The 16,595-nt window shown below is 49.3% G+C and carries 11 protein-coding genes; 6 read left to right on the top strand and 5 right to left on the bottom strand.

Features of this window, described 5'->3' with window-relative positions; genetic code table 11:
• Positions 1-26: 26 nt before the first annotated feature.
• Entirely contained in the window at positions 27-4,826 is a 4,800-nt protein-coding gene (locus P2W70_RS31970) for a RecQ family ATP-dependent DNA helicase (protein ID WP_276485680.1), read from the bottom strand.
• A gap of 228 nt (positions 4,827-5,054) precedes the next feature.
• On the bottom strand, positions 5,055-5,249 hold the full coding sequence (locus P2W70_RS31975; protein WP_276485681.1) for a PepSY domain-containing protein: 195 nt from the start codon (positions 5,247-5,249) through the stop codon (positions 5,055-5,057).
• A gap of 219 nt (positions 5,250-5,468) precedes the next feature.
• Between P2W70_RS31975 and P2W70_RS31980 the strand changes: the two genes are divergently transcribed.
• Positions 5,469-6,713: an SMP-30/gluconolactonase/LRE family protein gene (locus P2W70_RS31980; protein ID WP_276485682.1), complete on the top strand. Its 1,245-nt coding sequence runs from the start codon at positions 5,469-5,471 to the stop codon at positions 6,711-6,713.
• Between the two features lie 6 nt (positions 6,714-6,719).
• Here P2W70_RS31980 and P2W70_RS31985 read toward each other — a convergent pair whose 3' ends face one another.
• Entirely contained in the window at positions 6,720-7,511 is a 792-nt protein-coding gene (locus P2W70_RS31985; RefSeq protein WP_276485683.1) for a polysaccharide deacetylase family protein, read from the bottom strand.
• 136 nt (positions 7,512-7,647) lie between these two features.
• On the opposite strand from P2W70_RS31985, the gene P2W70_RS31990 reads away from it, so the two are divergent.
• From P2W70_RS31990 to P2W70_RS32010, 5 genes are all read left to right on the top strand, one after another.
• Entirely contained in the window at positions 7,648-8,118 is a 471-nt protein-coding gene (locus P2W70_RS31990) for a TfoX/Sxy family protein (protein WP_276485684.1), read from the top strand.
• Positions 8,119-8,173: 55 nt separating this feature from the next.
• Entirely contained in the window at positions 8,174-8,887 is a 714-nt protein-coding gene (locus P2W70_RS31995; protein WP_276485685.1) for a 2OG-Fe(II) oxygenase, read from the top strand.
• Between the two features lie 134 nt (positions 8,888-9,021).
• The gene (locus P2W70_RS32000) at positions 9,022-11,055 is read left to right on the top strand and encodes a M13 family metallopeptidase (RefSeq protein WP_276485686.1); all 2,034 of its coding nucleotides are present in this window, start codon (positions 9,022-9,024) and stop codon (positions 11,053-11,055) included.
• A gap of 26 nt (positions 11,056-11,081) precedes the next feature.
• Complete coding sequence (locus P2W70_RS32005; RefSeq protein ID WP_276485687.1) at positions 11,082-11,936, top strand: helix-turn-helix domain-containing protein; 855 nt, start codon at positions 11,082-11,084, stop codon at positions 11,934-11,936.
• A 137-nt stretch (positions 11,937-12,073) separates the two neighbouring features.
• The gene (locus tag P2W70_RS32010; protein ID WP_276485688.1) at positions 12,074-12,499 is read left to right on the top strand and encodes a DinB family protein; all 426 of its coding nucleotides are present in this window, start codon (positions 12,074-12,076) and stop codon (positions 12,497-12,499) included.
• Positions 12,500-12,582: 83 nt separating this feature from the next.
• Here the strand turns inward: P2W70_RS32010 and P2W70_RS32015 are convergent, their stop codons facing one another.
• Together P2W70_RS32015 and P2W70_RS32020 are read right to left on the bottom strand one after the other, a co-directional pair.
• Positions 12,583-13,614, bottom strand: coding sequence for a dipeptide epimerase (locus P2W70_RS32015; protein WP_276485690.1), 1,032 nt, complete (start codon positions 13,612-13,614; stop codon positions 12,583-12,585).
• A gap of 54 nt (positions 13,615-13,668) precedes the next feature.
• Complete coding sequence (locus tag P2W70_RS32020; protein ID WP_276485691.1) at positions 13,669-16,371, bottom strand: 4-alpha-glucanotransferase; 2,703 nt, start codon at positions 16,369-16,371, stop codon at positions 13,669-13,671.
• Positions 16,372-16,595 lie beyond the last annotated feature (224 nt).

Genomic DNA, 16,595 nt, shown 5'->3' on the forward strand with positions numbered 1-16,595 from the left:
GTTGGCAGACGCCAACTCTTATGATATTACATTTTTTTCAATAGCAGATGGGGGAGTATAATTTTTAGCTCGCGGTTATTCTCTTCTTCATTCCAATAAACCAGAAAATTCACTTTTGCCTCGACAACCTTAAAGCCCAGTCGAACTTGTTCACTTAGTTTTTCCTTGAATTTCTGAGAATATCTAACAACCAGATCACCTTTATCATTTTTAAGCCCTTCCTCCGCGACCTGTAGGCTATCCCCGCTTACCAACTCAGACACCTGGTGCTGCACGCGTGCAAAGTATCCCAGGTAAACATGCTTGAGTGTCAGATCGATTGCAATTTGAGCCGGCCCAGCATAGACACGATCATCTTTATAGTAGTTCGTATGCTCTCCTGAAAAACCTTGTAGGTAATTTCCGTAATAATGAATTGCCAGCATGAATTTAGCCCTGGTCGCTGCGACATAAAAAAGCCTCTTTGCTTCATCATTCCCGGGATAATAATCTTTTAGCAACAGGAACACATTGTTAAATTCCTTGCCCTTTGCTTTATGAATCGTAGAAACATAAATCACTTCGGAATCAATCTTCACAAAATCCTCGATCCTGGATTCAAACAAGAAGGCGTTCAAGTCGCTTTTGTATTTCCGAACCGTATTAACCGATTCAAAGGCATTTATCACTGAAAGAGCCAATTCTTTTTTATTACTCCCTCCTATCAGCTCCATCCATTTTCGCTTGGCTACCGCCCATTCTTCCTCCACGATTAGTGGATCGTCATTGTGTTGATCGACTAAATCCGTAAAGCACCTCAATTCATACAGTACACTGAGATTGAATGCATCGTTGGTTTGAATGAGCTTGGCTGGCAAGCCCATCTGAGTTAATAATCCTACCAATAGTTGCGCTTCTTTATTGGTCGTCGTCAACACACAAGTCGATCCTGACAGCGGGGCCTGCTGAATGGCCGATGACAGCGGTACAATAATATTTCCATGGAGGTATTCAACAATATCAATTACGCCGTCCGTAGTCTGGATGGCAAAGCAGGGGAAATCTTTTAGCCGATGCTCAATGGTTGATACCCAACCATTACAAAAAGACACAATATTTTTTCTGCTACGATAATTGTCAACCAGTTCATGCTTAGTTGCCGTTTTATCGGTAATTAATCGCTGCATGTTGGCAGCATCAGCTCCTCTGAACCCATAAATATTTTGATCATCATCCCCTACCAATATGACCCGCATATCTTCGTTCTCCTCCATCAAACAGCTGACCAGTTCGTATTCATCGGTATTTATATCTTGTGCCTCGTCAACGACCAGCACTGTTTTCGTGATTTTAGATGCCTCGATCTCTTTATTCCGGATCTTGCTCACCGTAGTGGCTATAATTTGCTCGGCTGCCGGCAGGTTACCAACCCTCCCGAGTAAATCAAAACAATAAGCGTGAAAGGTCTTTATTTCAATATAATGCGCAGCATTAGCGATCAACTCGATTAATCGTTTTTTGAATTCAGTAGCTGCAGCGCGGGAAAAAGTCAACATCAGTAACTGCTCATGTTTAACATCTTCCGTTAGCAGAAGAGATGCCAATTTATGCACCAACACCCTGGTTTTGCCGCTTCCGGGGCCGGCAGCCACAACAATATGCTGACTGGCTGCATCATTGATAATTTTCAGTTGCGCAGGAGAAAGATCACCAAACAACCTCATAAACTTTTCCGGGGTCAGGGTTCGCCTAATCTCGCTTTGTCTGCTTCCCGGAAAATATTTCGACAGAAAAGAAGAATAGTTTAAGCCAAAATAATCGTCTACAAATTGCAAAGCTTCTTTGTAATTCGCGATCATCTTTTTTGCGTATTCCCCAACGATGTGAATTTGCTGCACCTTTTGTTCGTAATACAGTTTTAAGCGTTCATAATCGCTTTCCGTATATTGCTTTCGATTGTTCGTTTCGAGACGGTCGATCGTCAGTTTATTGTAGGCAACCAGGAAGCCTCCTTCAATTTTAAGGGCCTCGATCCTGGACAGGTAAAAGAGCGTATCCTCGATATCATCTATGGTGGCCTTCAACGAAAACATACCCTGACTCGCCTCGATCATTTCCTTTAACTCCTGGATGGAGAACTCAATCAATACCTCTTCCTGCTTTTCGTCGGGCCTGGTTATTTCGTTGGATTGCTTAAATAAGTATTCGACGATCAATCTCGACAACAGGTGACGTTTTTCCTGCTTCTCCTTAAATAAGCTCTTTTCGATCAATAAGGTTATTTTGACATAATTTTTTGAGGAGGCCTGCTGCTGCCGCTTAATCCAGTTCTTAATCGCCCAGAAATTAAGGATCGTCTTCAGGTTATTCAGGGAACTATCCACCGCACCAGCTGCAAGTAGAGATTCATTGATCTCTTTCAAGTGATAGACGTCTTCTTCTTTCAGTATGGCCAGCAACTCCTCTTCTTGCTTCTTTATGGATTCTACTATTGATAAGGATTTGTTGACTGATTCCGTTCTTTTGATAAAAGCCGTCAGGTCTTGCGTTTTGTCAAGTATTTTCACCTCCCGCATCAATTCAATGACCCTGATCACCTCCTCTTTCACAATCCCCAACTGGTCGGAAATATAGTCAACCCTCGATTCGGCCATTTCTTCGGTCGACAATCGCTTGCTTTTACTGGAGAATAGCTTTTTAATAATGCGAACGGCCTGTACTTTCTGATGGTCGGAAAACTTTTCTGAGCCGTTGATACGATCAATGGCTTCTTGTGCATTCTTACTTAAGATACTGCTGGCAAAAACACGTGGCATATTTTGCCCCCGCTTTAGGTATCCGGCATCCTCCAGGGCAGCGATGGCAGTTGTCACCCTCGTTTCAATCTCATTGATACTATCATCCCATCCTGCTTTTCGGGCTATTTCAAGCGCCGAGTTCGACACCTTTGTTCTCGTTCTGGTCAACTCCTTTATGGCCCTCCAGATTTGATTGATCTCCTTACTGCTTATCTTAGTTTGGTTCAGGAGAATGAAGTGCTTATTCAGGTCTTCTTCGTCAAACAGGATATGACAATTTGCCTTCATCTTTTCATCACGGCCCGCCCTTCCTGCTTCCTGCATATAATTCTCCAATGAGTCCGAAATATCGTAATGTACCACAGCACCTACATCACTTTTGTCTACCCCCATTCCAAAGGCAGATGTTGCGACGATAATATCGCATTCTCCAGCCATAAAAGCCTTTTGATTTTGCGATTTCTCATCTTTATTCATCTTACCATGAAAGGGCCGCGCATCAAAACCGTCCTCAGCCAATCGTTGCGAAAGCTTGTTGGCTCTTTTTGTCCGGGAAACATATACAATGGATGCGTTGGTCTGACTTTCGAGGATACCTCGCAACTGGTTGTATTTATCCTCTTCAGTGGCGTTGGGATGGACAGCATAGGCTAAATTGGTTCTGGACGCATTGGCCCTAAACAACAGTAACCTGAGTTGCAGCTTCTCCTGGAAATAGGTAAGAATATCTTCAATCACTTTTTGCTTGGCAGTGGCTGTAAAACAGGAAACGGGAATAGGATACTCCAGGTTTTTCTTTTCTTGCAGGGTCTTGATAAAATCTCCAATGTACAAATAGTCTACCCTGAAGTCCTGCCCCCAGGACGAAAAACAATGCGCCTCATCGATAACAAACCGGGCAATTTTTCGCTTTAACAACAATCGTTCAATGGTAATAGACCTGAGTGATTCCGGCGATATGTACAAAAGACTGGCAAGCCCATTTTCAACCCTTTCAATCGCCTTACTGCGCTCAATGGGATCGAGCAAGCCGTTTATGGTCACAGCAGCTGTAATGCCTTTTTTCTCGAGGTTGTCCACCTGATCCTTCATCAACGATTGCAAGGGAGAAATGACAACGGTCAACGCTCTCGCATTCTCTCCGCTCATTAAGGCGGGAATTTGAAAGGTAATGGACTTTCCACCGCCGGTAGGGAATATGGCCAATAAGGACTTTCCATGAATAGCTGCGCCAACCGCATCTGCTTGCAAGGGTTGATCGCCATAGCTTCGAAACCCATCAAACCCAAAATGCCTTTTCAGGCTGAGCAAAGGATCCAGGGCCAATTTGCAATAGCTACAACCGGTTACGCAGGGGGAATTCCCCAACAAAAAAAGATACCTTTCTACTGCCGGATAGTTTCGCAATACCCAGGGGGGAGAAATGGAAAATCGATCTTCACAGTTCAACAGCGTTAAGGCATATGCCAGCGAAACCGGGTCGCTGGCCATTAACGCGTCAACATCACATTGACCACAAATTTTGTTGTAAAAATATTCCCTGATGAAGCTCCCCACATCATCCGGTACCTTAGGTGCATACTGAAGGCATTTAAAGAAGTTTCGGAAGTTTTTATCCTCCGCTAAAAGTGCGTATAGAATAGTTTTAAAAACATCGTCCAACTGGCCAAACGCGGCTATTTCATCGAAAAACAGGTCTCTTGCCTTAGCAGAATCGTTTACCGGATTGTTATTATTTTCCGGATCGAGTTTATCATCTTTAAGTAAATGGTGGTAGGGGCTTTTAGGAAACAGTAATGGAGAAAGCGGCAAGGTGTCGATGGTCCTGTCTAGGCCCCAGCCAGGGTCACCTAATTGTTTTTGTAAATAGACCAGGTCATGAGCGATGATATTGTGTCCACAGAGAAAATCGGCAGGCTGCGTAAAGGCGACGAACTCATTGAGCATATTTCTGTGAAATACTGCCCCACTTGATAGTACGCACCCAATGTCAAGTATTTGCTCACTTTTCGGGCTAACCTCAATATCAAAAAAAGCAGTTAGATTCATGCCAATGTGATAATTCGGTGATTTGAAATACCTCTACCTATTCATTACCAACAATTTAAGCACACAATTACTAATGTAAGACTTTATACACGAATAATCAAACGATACCGGCCACTTTCTGTAACGGTAACCGACGGGTGCAAGCGTATTTTACAATACCAGATGCATAAAAAAAGGTCAGCCGCTATGGCTAACCTTTAAATGCCCGTATCAGTTCAGTTCAATTCATCACTTACTCCTACTTGTACTTGTTTTCTTGCTTCCACTCCCCTTATTACTCCTCCCCCACCAGATATAAAACCCGGTGATGGGCGGTCCGGCGCAGATAAAACTCACCAGAAACATCAGGATACGGCCGGGCATACCGGCAATGGAGCCCGCATGGATATCGTAATTCATGCTGCGCAGCTTCACGCCTTTCATTCGATCCTTGTAATAAGTGGTTGACAAGTTATTACCCGTATGTTGAAGGAGACGAAAACGGGAAAATTCAAACAGGCTAACATTTGTTAAGAAGCCAGCACAAACAGCCCTCCGGCCCACACAAACAGTTGTTGATGTAAAATCGGGGGCAGCCGATCCAGCCGAAAACCTACAGGCCCAACATTAGCTTATTTTTATCGTATCATAACCATTCCAGCCATGAAGCCACTTTTGATTATCCTCTTGCTGACGCCACTCTTGCAAGTCATGGGACAAACATCCACGCCCGACTATCCGGGCTTCATGCAGGCAGCAACAGAAAATAAATATGCAGACTGTATCCGGCTGGGAAGAGACCTTGTTCCATATACCCGGCACCCCAATATATTGTATAAGCTTGCGGAATGTTATTGCCAGGCAGACAGTATGCAACAAAGCCTTCGCCTGCTGGAGGAACTGGCGGATAAAGGGCTGCCTTACCGGGTGAATGAAAACCCCAAACTGGCGATGCTTACCAGCCGCTCAGCCTTTGCCCCTATTGCTGCCCGGTTTACCGCGAATGGTAAAGACATACACCGCAGTGCAGACGCCTTCAGGCTCAACGATGCGCAACTGATTCCCGAAGGCATCGCTGCAACTGGTGATGGGCAGCGCTTTTTCCTTGGCAGTCTTGCGCAAAGCAAGGTGGTGGATCACACGATGAACAACGGCCAGCAAAAGGACCTGGTATCCAACGGGCAATATGGCCTGTGGATGGTGGTAGGGATGAAAGTCAGTGCCGACAACAAGACCTTGTGGCTCTGCAGTGCTTCGGAGCGGGATAGCAGTAACGGCTATGCAGGCATATTCGGCATCGAGCTGGCGACTGGTAGATTGGTGAATAAATACACCCTCGACAATAAAGCAGGTCCGCACCTGTTCAATGACCTGGTGACCACGGGAGATAGCTTGTTATATTATACAGATAGCAAGGCAGGCAACGTTTATAAGCTACAGCTGGCATCCGGTCGCATGACCGCCATCGCCAATGGGTTTACTTACCCCAATGGCATCGCCCGGAACGATTCTTCTACAGTCCTTTATATAGCAGATTTCAACGGCATCAAAAGGATCGACCTGACAAACAATACGACAGAGCCGCTCGATAGCCAGGTACCTACCTTCCTGCACCAGATCGATGGATTGTATTATTACAACAATTCGCTGATCGCGATACAGGACTCGGGCAACAACGACGATCGAATCGTTCGGTTTTACCTCGATGCCGCAGGACGACATATCATCCGTGTAGAGGTGCTGCAATCTTATCATCCCGATTTCATCCTGCCGACGACCGGTGTGATTGTAGGTAACGACTTTTATTACATTGCCAACAGTCAACTGCGCAACCTGCAGCCAGATGGATCGCTGACCAATGCCGCGACGCTAAAGAGGCCGCTGATCAAGCGATTGAGGTTGGAGTAAAGACATTTACCGGGCAGCTTGCGCCAGTGCCGCCACTTCTACGAACGGGGCCACCAGGATCTGTGATTTATTTTGTTGCAGGAATTGAATCAGTGCGCGGTGTGCGGCTGCCGATACATTGATCGAGTGATCACCCCCTACACCGTGAAATACAAAAACTAACATAGAGCGGTTAGTCATTGCTTTTTTGACGGCAGCGATCAATTGGTCGCCGGTGTTGTTGACTGCACTGAACCACTCCACCGGCACCTTGCCAAAGCCATTGACCGCGTTGGCATCGGGTGTACCATCCCGAAATGCTACAAACTGGTCTTTGAGCCCATACAGATAAGAGGAGTCCTGCACTTTTGTATCGCCGCAGGGACAAGCCATTGTCCGCTTCTTTTTACCATCGGTGGCTTCCAGCGCCGCATTGTTCATCCGCACTTCATCCATCATGCGACGCAGCGTATAGTTGTTGAGATCATAATCCACAGGCACCCATTCGCGGCCGGGGCGTTTGCCATAACAGGGATGAAACAAGGTATGGTTGCCCAGTTCATGTCCATTGGCCGCCGCTTTGCGCCATTCGGGAATCCGTTTGGTAAAGGCAGCCGATGATCCGATCAGGTAAAAGGTTCCTTTCAGTCCGGCGGAATCCAGGGTAGGAATGACCTGGTCGAGGTGAATATTCAAAGCATCATCGTAGCTAAGCACGACGGCACATTGTTTGTTCTTCCAGGGAGAAGGAGCCTGTGCGCAGGACAACAGGCTGTTGCCCAGCAGGCAACCGAACAGGATGGCTCTTGCAATCAGCATGACATGGGGTGAATTTGATAAGTGGCTAAGTTACGGATTAGTGTCAACATAGCCGGTAGGCTTCCGGCCGCCTTGTCCGAATACGTGATAGACGCTACCGTTAAATCAATTACATTTATAGCCTCATTCAACCGCCATGACCTACAACGAACAACTCGCCGACCGGGTACGGGAAATGATCGCCGCTACCGAAAACAACATCGTGGAAAAACGCATGTTTGGCGGCCTCTGTTTTATGGTCAACGATAAGATGCTGGCTGGCATCGAGTCTGAAAGAATGATGTTGCGCGTAGGGCCCGATGCCTATGAGGAAGCACTGGAAAAAGAAGGATGTACCCCCATGGATTTCACGGGCAAGGTGATGAAAGGATATGTTTTTGTAGACGCCGATGCCCTGGCGACCAACAAACAATTGTCGTGGTGGATTGGCATCACACTCAAATTCAACAAAGTTGCCAAAGCCTCGAAGAAGAAAACACCGGCCGCCGCGAAAAGCTCCCCCGGTAAGCAGGCAACGAAATCACCCACAGCGTCGGGCAAGCAGAAGACATCCAATAAGCACATTCAGCCAACAGCTTCCACATCAAAATCCCGCAACAAGCGATAGCCATTTCCGCAAGAATCGGGTTTCCCGCACCAACACAGGCTGGTAGTTTCGCACCATGGAAACCATTATCAGTACAATCAATAACGCCAACTGGGAGGCTGCCACCCAAGACCTGCACCAGCAGGGATATGCCCTGTTGCCCGGCCTGCTCGATGCGGCCGATTCCCAACAATTGATCGATCAATACCAGCAGCCCGCCTTGTTCCGTAAAACCATTGCTATGGAACGCTACCGGTTTGGCCTTGGCGAATACAAATACTACCAATACCCCCTACCCGATCTGCTGCAACAAATACGGCAATCGATCTATCCGCACCTGGCTCCTATCGCCAATGCCTGGATGAAGGCGCTAACGATCGACCAGCAATATCCAGCCACGCTGGAAGCATTGCACGTTGCCTGCCGGCAACATCAACAGATCCACCCCACCGTATTGATACTGCAATATGGCCCGGGTGGCCACAACACGCTGCACCAGGATCTATACGGCGATGTCTTCTTTCCTATCCAACTGGTGATGTTCCTGAATGAAGCCGGCAAGGACTATACCGGGGGTGAATTTGTATTGACCGAACAGATCCCGCGTGCCCAATCCAAAGCCATCGTACTCACCCCCAAGCGAGGCGACTTCCTCCTGTTTACCACCAATTTTCGGCCGGTCAGGGGCAGCAAAGGGTATTATCGGGTCAATATGAAACATGGCGTCAGTGCCGTACACAGCGGTCGCCGGTATACCCTGGGCATTATCTTCCATGACGCACAAAGCTGATGGCCCTACCCAAACTACCCAATCACCGCAGGCAGTGGCTGCGGTTCATCCTTTATTCCGACGTTCTGTACAGTAATTGCCGGGAATGCGCATCGCGTCTGTTATCTTCATAGCCTCCAAAACTACCAACAGTTATGAAGACCAACGTGTTGCTCACCGCTGCACTGCTCGGCAGCCTGCTCGCTTGTAAAAATAATGAACAACCATCGGCCAAACCCGATGTGGTGGCCGCCAATATGGACACCACCGTACGCCCCGGCGATGATTTCTTTCTCTACGCCAATGGCGGTTGGATCAAACGCAACCCCATTCCCGCAACAGAAAGCCGTTGGACCATCGCACACCTCGTATTTGAAGAATTGTACAAGCGCACCCTGGCCATCAACGAAAAAGCCATTGCCGACAGTGCCAAAGGAGGAGCATCACAAAAGCTGGCCAAATTCTGGCTCAGTGCTATGGACACGGTAGCTATCGACAAAGCAGGTATTACGCCCTTGCAGCCCGAGCTGGATCGGATCAATGCCGTCGATGGTGTGCCAGCCATCCTGCAGCTCATCGCAGACTGGCAACCCAAAGGCATTGCCCCGGCCTGGAGTGTCTACATCGACCAGGATCCCAAGAACAGTGATAAGATGGGCTTCCTGCTGTACCAGGGTGGCCTTGGCCTGGATGACCGCGACTATTACCTCAAGACCGATGCTCGCACCGTGCAGGTCCGGCAGGAATATGTGAAGCACCTTGCCAACATGTTCAAACTGATGGGTGACGACACCACCACGGCAGCCACCCATGCAGCCAGCGTGATGCAGCTGGAGACCCGATTGGCCAAGGCATCGCGCCGCCTCGAAGACATGCGCGATCCCTATATCAACTACAACAAATTTGCCGTCACCGACCTAAAGCAACTCACCCCCGCTATCGACTGGCGAGTCTGGCTGAACCAGATCGGTGCCAAGGTGGTCGATACCGTTATTGTGGGGCAACCTGACTTCTACCGCGAACTGCAAAAGGCCCTTACCACTGTACCACTGGACCAATGGAAGGCCTATCTCCGCTGGAACCTGATCAATGCCTCCGCCAATTACCTCAGTCAGCCATTTGTTGACGAGCATTTCCACTTTTACTACACCGTGATACGTGGCACCAAAGCACTACGTCCACGGTGGAAAAGGGTGCTGGACGAACAAAAAGACTTGATGGGAGAACTGGTGGGGCAGCTATTCGTGAAAGAATACTTCAACGAGGCAGCCAAACAACGGTACGAGCAAATGGTGGAAGCCATCCGCGATGCCCTCAAAGCCCGCATCAACCAGCTCGACTGGATGAGTGACAGCACCCGGCAAAAAGCCCTGCACAAGCTGGCGACCATGAAAAAGAAGGTAGGCTATCCCGATACCTGGAAAGATTTTTCAGCCATGGATATCGGGCATGTACCCTACGTGATCAATGTGCAGCGGGCACATGCCTGGTGGCATGAATACTATATCAAGAAATTGGGCAAACCGGTTGACCGCACGGAATGGGTAATGCCGCCGCAGGAATACAATGCTTATTACAATGCCTCCAACAACGAGATCGTGTTGCCAGCCGGCATCTTTACCATTCCCGGCTACCGCGATGAAGAAGTAGACGATGCCGTGGTTTATGGCTATGCCGCGGCTTCAACGATTGGACATGAGATCACGCACGGGTTCGACGACCAGGGCCGCCAATTTGATGCACATGGTAACTTGCTGAGCTGGTGGACGAAGACCGACGAAGACAAATTCAACAAGCGGGCGGCCGTGATGGTCGATCAGTTCAACGGTTATGTTGTAACCGATACGCTTCGCATCAACGGCAAAGCGACGCTCGGCGAAAACATTGCCGACCTGGGTGGTATTCTCCTGGGATGGGATGCCTTTAAACTTACCGATCAGTACAAAAAGGGGGAAAAGATTGCCGGACTTACGCCAGCGCAACGATACTTCCAGGGGTATGCACTCGGCTGGCTGGGGCATGCACGTCCCGAGTCACTGGCCGACCAATTGCTCACCGATGTGCATTCACCGGCTCAGTACCGTGTCAATGGCCCCATGGCCGATGTAGATGCATTTTACGAGACTTTTGGCCTGAAGCCAGGTGACAAGCTCTACCGGGCCGACAGTGCGCGGGTACGGATCTGGTAGTGAAGCAGATGTTGTAACTTAGTAAGATGGATGCCCTCATTCATACGCTGTTCGAGTCTGGCTTTTACCGCATCATGGATTTCAAATGCCAGTGTGTGGACTGCCGTACGTCCAAACCCGAGTACAGCGAAGCATTCGCCATCAGTTTCGTACGCAAGGGCAATTTTTTGTTCAATGTGTTCCGGCGTTCGCTGGATTCCTATACCGGTTGTGTATTGATCACCAAGCCCGGCTACGAACGTACGGTGACCCATGCGCACAGCGTACCCGATGAATGCACCATCTTTCAGTTCACGCCCAGCTTTTATACAGCGCTGCTGGAACAATATGGGAAAACGACCTTCTTTAGCAATGATGACCTCCATTCTACCTTGTACAAAACCACTCCGGAGACGGAGTTCCTGCATTTCTACATTGCCCGTTTGATCTTGAGCCGTACCGGCAGCAAACTGCAGGTGGATAACCTCGTGATGGAAATCGTACACCAGGTACTGGGCAGCATCACTGATTACCATCCCGACCAACGCATACATACCCGCCTCAAGCAACAACACCTTACCACGATCGAAGGGGCCAAGCAATACCTCACCGAACATTATACCGATGATATCTCGCTGCAGGACCTGGCTACGCATTGCCATGTGAGTCCATTCCATTTCAGCCGTATTTTCAAGACTTTTACGCAGACCTCCCCACATCAGTTCCTGCTTTCCATCCGGCTAAAACATGCAGAATTACTGCTGAAAGACACTACCCTACCGGTATCGGATATTGCTTTTACGACCGGCTTCAACAGCATCGAACATTTCACCGCCGCCTTCCGGCAAAAATACCATTGTCCGCCGGCCGCTTACCGCAACAAGTTCGTAGTTGCTTCCTGATCAGCAGGACATAACCTGGATGACGTTCGGGCCGGTTGCTGGTTGGAGCCTGGTTCTTTTTCCCCAGGTACCAATTCAGCAAGATTCCTTAACCCTGCCGGAGGGGCCCATAATAGCTTTGTGCGAAACAAATAGACATGCAAACACAAGTAGCCATGACCACACCCTTGCTCAAGACATTGGAAACGTCCCGGGAGTACACGCTGGCGGTAGCAGAAGCCATGCCCGAACAGGCCTATGACTCAAAACCAGCAGGCGCCGGCTGGAATTTCCGTGAGCTGTTGCAGCACATTGCCTACGGTATTGGTTGGTGGGAAGACAATTACATCAACGGAAAAGAGACCGATTGGGCACCACCTGCTGAAACCCTGAAAAAGAAACAGGTGATCGCGTCCATCAATGATGCCTATAGCCGGTTGAAAGCAACGATGGATGGCAGCCAGCTGAATGAGGCCGGTTTGCAGGGATTTCACGCTACATTGGATCATATTACCCACCATCGCGGTCAGGCCGTGCTGCACCTGCGGTGCCAGGGCATTGAACCACCGGCCTATACTTACTAAGGAAAGTATCGCCCATGAAAAACCGGTTATCGCTGCGGCACCGTCCGCGGCAATAACCGGTTTGATCACTACGACCTATTTTGTTATAATGACTTCTCGTAAATTTCGGTATAGTCCACGCCCAGACCGGGTTTGTTGGTCAGCACCACCCTGCCCTGCTCGAAAGTGAGGCCGGTGGCAATATCTTCTTTCAGCAACAGCGGGCCGTCCATATCCACATAGTCAACCAGCGGCGAAAGCTGCGCAATCGCCGCAGAGCCAATCGAGCTTTCATTCATACTGCCGATCATCACCTTCAAGCCCAATGACCGGGCTTTGTCGATCATGAAACGCGCAGGCGTAATGCCACTGCACTTGGTGAGCTTGATATTGATACCATGAAAGTGACCGGCGCATTTCTCTACATCGCCCTGCACCACACAGGATTCATCCGCTATCAGTGGCAGTGGCGACTCCTGATACAGCCTCTTCATACCTTCCCAGTTGTCTTTAGCGAGGGGCTGTTCGATAAACTCTACACCCAGGGTGGCGAGTTGCGGTATCTTCTCCAGCGCTTCTTCCACCGTCCACCCGGCATTGGCATCGATGCGGAAGACCGCATCGGTATGTTTACGCAAGGCTTGCACGATGGCAATATCTTCGTGGGTACCCAGCTTGATCTTATAGATGGGCCAGGGCATTTCTTTCATCTTCTCTACCATCTTGTCGATGGTATCGATACCAATGGTGTAATCGGTGGGGGGAGCCTTGGTGGTATCCAGTTTCCACAACTGGTGCAGCGGCTGACGGTAGGCCTTGCCCCACATATCCCACACGGCGATATCGAGCGCACAGACCAGAAAATTATTCTGCGGTAATAGATGATGCAGGTAATGCCAATAACGCTCCGGTTCGGTAAACGCAAATTGTTCGATCATTTGCTTTTTACGCTCCAGGTCTTCCACCATCTTCTCCACCGGGATATTGTAGTAGGCAATGGCCGGTGCTTCTCCATAGCCTATGATGCCACGATGTTCTACCTCCACCACGAGTGAAGGCTGGTGTGTTTTGGTGCCTTTGGAGATGGTGAAGGGATGGCGAAAAGGCAGGTTGTACGTCTTGTAAGTAACTTTCATTACTGGTTCGCAGATTTAAGTCTGCAATATACACCAGCCAGGGCCTGCTACTCACTATCCGCGTCCACTTTTCTCTACCTGTTCCTTGAGGTCTTCGTTGAAAGCCTTCTCCTTGATCAATTGCTCGAGCGGAATATGCATGCGGTAACGCCAGTAATGGCCTGATATCGCTGGTATGTTGATGCGCTCGGCCTGCGGGTTATCGCTGCGCAGCGACTCGCTGGTACCGAGAATATCCTGCAACTGGAAGATGGCCCACATTGCGGGAGCATGCAGGTGTTGCAGTACAATTGCCTTGTTTATCCAGGCTTCGCAGAAGAAAGGCGCATCGCCCCATTGTTGCAGCTCATTGTTATAAAAGCGCTGGATCTTTTCCCGGTCTTCTTCCCACCAGCCGCGGATCGTACTCATGTCGTGGGTTGATGGTGTTACCACTGAGAGATAGGGTGCTTTGGCCGGGTTGAAGAATTCGTGATTGGCATCTTTCGGCATACGCTGGATCTCGAGGCTGAGGATGCCCAACTGTTTCATCACAGTTGGTACACAACCTGGCACCAGGCCAAGGTCTTCGCCGCAGATCAGCATATTGGTAGCGCGCTTCAATGCCGGCAACCTTTTCATGGCTTCCTTCATCCAGTAAGCATCCTGGCGACGGAAGAAATAGTCTACGTACAGCTCATTGAGTAAATACTGTGTATGCAGGTCGAGGTGCCGGAATGAGGTAGTACTGCCGATACCGAAACGGAAATGGAATTGCTGACCGTTGGATCCGGGCTCTTCGAACAGGATGACGTTCGAAATAAGGTCATATAATCCTTGCCGGATATGCTGGTGGTCGGCAGTTGCCTCCAGCGTGCTGAAATATTGTTCTACCTGCCGCTGCGTGGTAAACTCGGGCTTCAGCTCGTAGGTACCGTCGCCGATGGCATGCAGGAAGGGTTTGAACTTATCGTTGTTGGGACCGAAGAGCTCCCAGAGTATGGCATCGTTGATACAGGGTTTGCAATAGCGGTAGTGGTCGAACCAGATGCCCCGGGCGGCAAATTCGTTCAATGCTACCGGTATAGCGTGTACAAAGCGGCCCATGATGCCTTCTACCGCATTGATAGGAATACTCCAGATCCGGAAGAAACCCAGGATATGGTCGATGCGGAAGGCATCGAAGTAATTGCCCATCTGCACAAAGCGGCGATGCCACCATTCGAATTGATCTTCAGCCATACGGTCCCAGTTGTAGGTCGGGAAACCCCAGTTCTGTCCGCGTACCGCGAAATCATCGGGTGGTGCACCGGCCTGCATCTCCATATGGTATAGCTCGGGCTCCATCCACGCATCGACACCATAACGGTATACACCGATGGGGATATCGCCTTTCAGGATGACGCCGTGTTTGTGCGCATACTCAGCTGCGGCTTTCAATTGCAGGTGCAGGTGGTACTGCGTGTAATAATGCCAGGCAATTTCATCATAGTGTTTGGCTTTGGGCGACACAAACTTGTCGATGGCTGCCACACTATATTGGCTATGTGTTTTCCACTGGTTGAAATCGGAGGTCTTGTATTTATCCCGCAGACAGCTGAAGGCCGCATAGGGAACCAGCCAATGTTTGTTTTGCTCGAAGAACAGGAAATAGTCCTTGTCTTTCAACAGTGCTTCTTTTTGCACCGCATACAACTCACGGATCACCCCAAGCTTGATTTTCATGACCGCCTCGTAATCCATATCGGGCAGCTCGTTGAGCTCCTTTTGTTTCTTCTTTAGCGGTTTGAGGATATCTGCATACTGCTTGCCGGCTACGGTATCGAGGTTGAGGTATAGCGGATGCAGGGCAAAAGCCGATATGGCCGCATAGGGATAGGTATCGAGCCAGGTATGGGTGGCGATGGTATCGTTGACGGGCAGGATCTGGATCAGCTTCAGACCGGTTTTGCGTGCCCAGTCTACCAACCCGTTCAGGTCGGTAAACTCACCGGTGCCGAAGGAGTTTTTACTGCGTAAGCTAAATACTGGTACGGACACGCCCGCCCCTTTCCAGGTATCGTTGGGAATATGCACAAAACCATCGTGCGAGATGGTCATACTGGCCTCTTCGTCTTTCGGCCCTTCGAGACCATACAGTATCCGGTTGTCGCCCGTCTCGAAGCGCACAAAACGTTGTTCTTTGGTGTCGTACACACCGTATTTATAATACAGCGGAAAATCTTCGCGTGGCAAGGTCAATTTGACCGACCACCAGCCGTTCTCCCGTACCAGCAGGATGGGTTCATCGGTATTCCAGTTGCCGGTATCGGACGTATTGCCGAGCAGGCAAAGTGCTTCGTGTTTCGACAGCAACGGAGCTTTTACTTTGAACTGGTGGGTGAACTTCTTCGGCTGTTTGGTTTTCGATTTGGCAGGCTCGGCCAGCAGCACTTCCTGATAAGGATCGGTATAGAAAACGTTCTCGAATTCGCCGGCATGGTTCCAGGTATCTACGAGCTGGAGGTAAGTGGCATTACCTGCCTGTGCAGCCTCGATCACCCGCTCACCCCATTCGAGTAAGCGGAAGCCTTCTTCGTTTTGAAAGACATAATTGTACCGGATGGCGCCCGATTCGGGAAACTCGGTCTCGATCGTGCCATGCCAGAAGTCATTGTTCAGGTGGTTCAGGGTAAATGCCTTCTCCGCATCACCATTACCCAATGCCTCGACGTTGCCGGTCACTGCCAGCAATTGGCCATATTGGGTATGAAAACGAACGTAAAAATGAATTGTCATCGTAGGTGTTTTCCAGTCAATCAGCCCCCATCCACGCAGGGTTTGGTTGGGCGAATTTATTACAAAGTGTACTAATTACGCGAACTATCCCCACCCGTTTGCGAACATGTTATGGAAAACATATATATCGAACCGGGTAAAGTCGGCCTGTGCTGCCTTTCAGGGCAGGCAACAACTTTGCGAAAAAAGAATGCCAACTTGTTGTAAAACGTGCGAAACGGGTC

Origin of the sequence: Paraflavitalea pollutisoli (genome assembly GCF_029360705.1) — a bacterium.
Classification (GTDB): domain Bacteria; phylum Bacteroidota; class Bacteroidia; order Chitinophagales; family Chitinophagaceae; genus Paraflavitalea; species Paraflavitalea pollutisoli.

What these genes read in the sequence shown, in the direction of transcription:
- P2W70_RS31975 (WP_276485681.1), bottom strand. Translation starts at nt 5,249, where the DNA reads ATGAAAGGCGTGAAGCTGCGCAGCATGAATTACGATATCCATGCGGGC.
- P2W70_RS32020 (WP_276485691.1), bottom strand. Translation starts at nt 16,371, where the DNA reads ATGACAATTCATTTTTACGTTCGTTTTCATACCCAATATGGCCAATTG.
- P2W70_RS31995 (WP_276485685.1), top strand. Translation starts at nt 8,174, where the DNA reads ATGGAAACCATTATCAGTACAATCAATAACGCCAACTGGGAGGCTGCC.
- P2W70_RS31970 (WP_276485680.1), bottom strand. Translation starts at nt 4,826, where the DNA reads ATGAATCTAACTGCTTTTTTTGATATTGAGGTTAGCCCGAAAAGTGAG.
- P2W70_RS31980 (WP_276485682.1), top strand. Translation starts at nt 5,469, where the DNA reads ATGAAGCCACTTTTGATTATCCTCTTGCTGACGCCACTCTTGCAAGTC.
- P2W70_RS32000 (WP_276485686.1), top strand. Translation starts at nt 9,022, where the DNA reads ATGAAGACCAACGTGTTGCTCACCGCTGCACTGCTCGGCAGCCTGCTC.
- P2W70_RS32015 (WP_276485690.1), bottom strand. Translation starts at nt 13,614, where the DNA reads ATGAAAGTTACTTACAAGACGTACAACCTGCCTTTTCGCCATCCCTTC.
- P2W70_RS32005 (WP_276485687.1), top strand. Translation starts at nt 11,082, where the DNA reads ATGGATGCCCTCATTCATACGCTGTTCGAGTCTGGCTTTTACCGCATC.
- P2W70_RS31985 (WP_276485683.1), bottom strand. Translation starts at nt 7,511, where the DNA reads ATGCTGATTGCAAGAGCCATCCTGTTCGGTTGCCTGCTGGGCAACAGC.
- P2W70_RS32010 (WP_276485688.1), top strand. Translation starts at nt 12,074, where the DNA reads ATGCAAACACAAGTAGCCATGACCACACCCTTGCTCAAGACATTGGAA.
- P2W70_RS31990 (WP_276485684.1), top strand. Translation starts at nt 7,648, where the DNA reads ATGACCTACAACGAACAACTCGCCGACCGGGTACGGGAAATGATCGCC.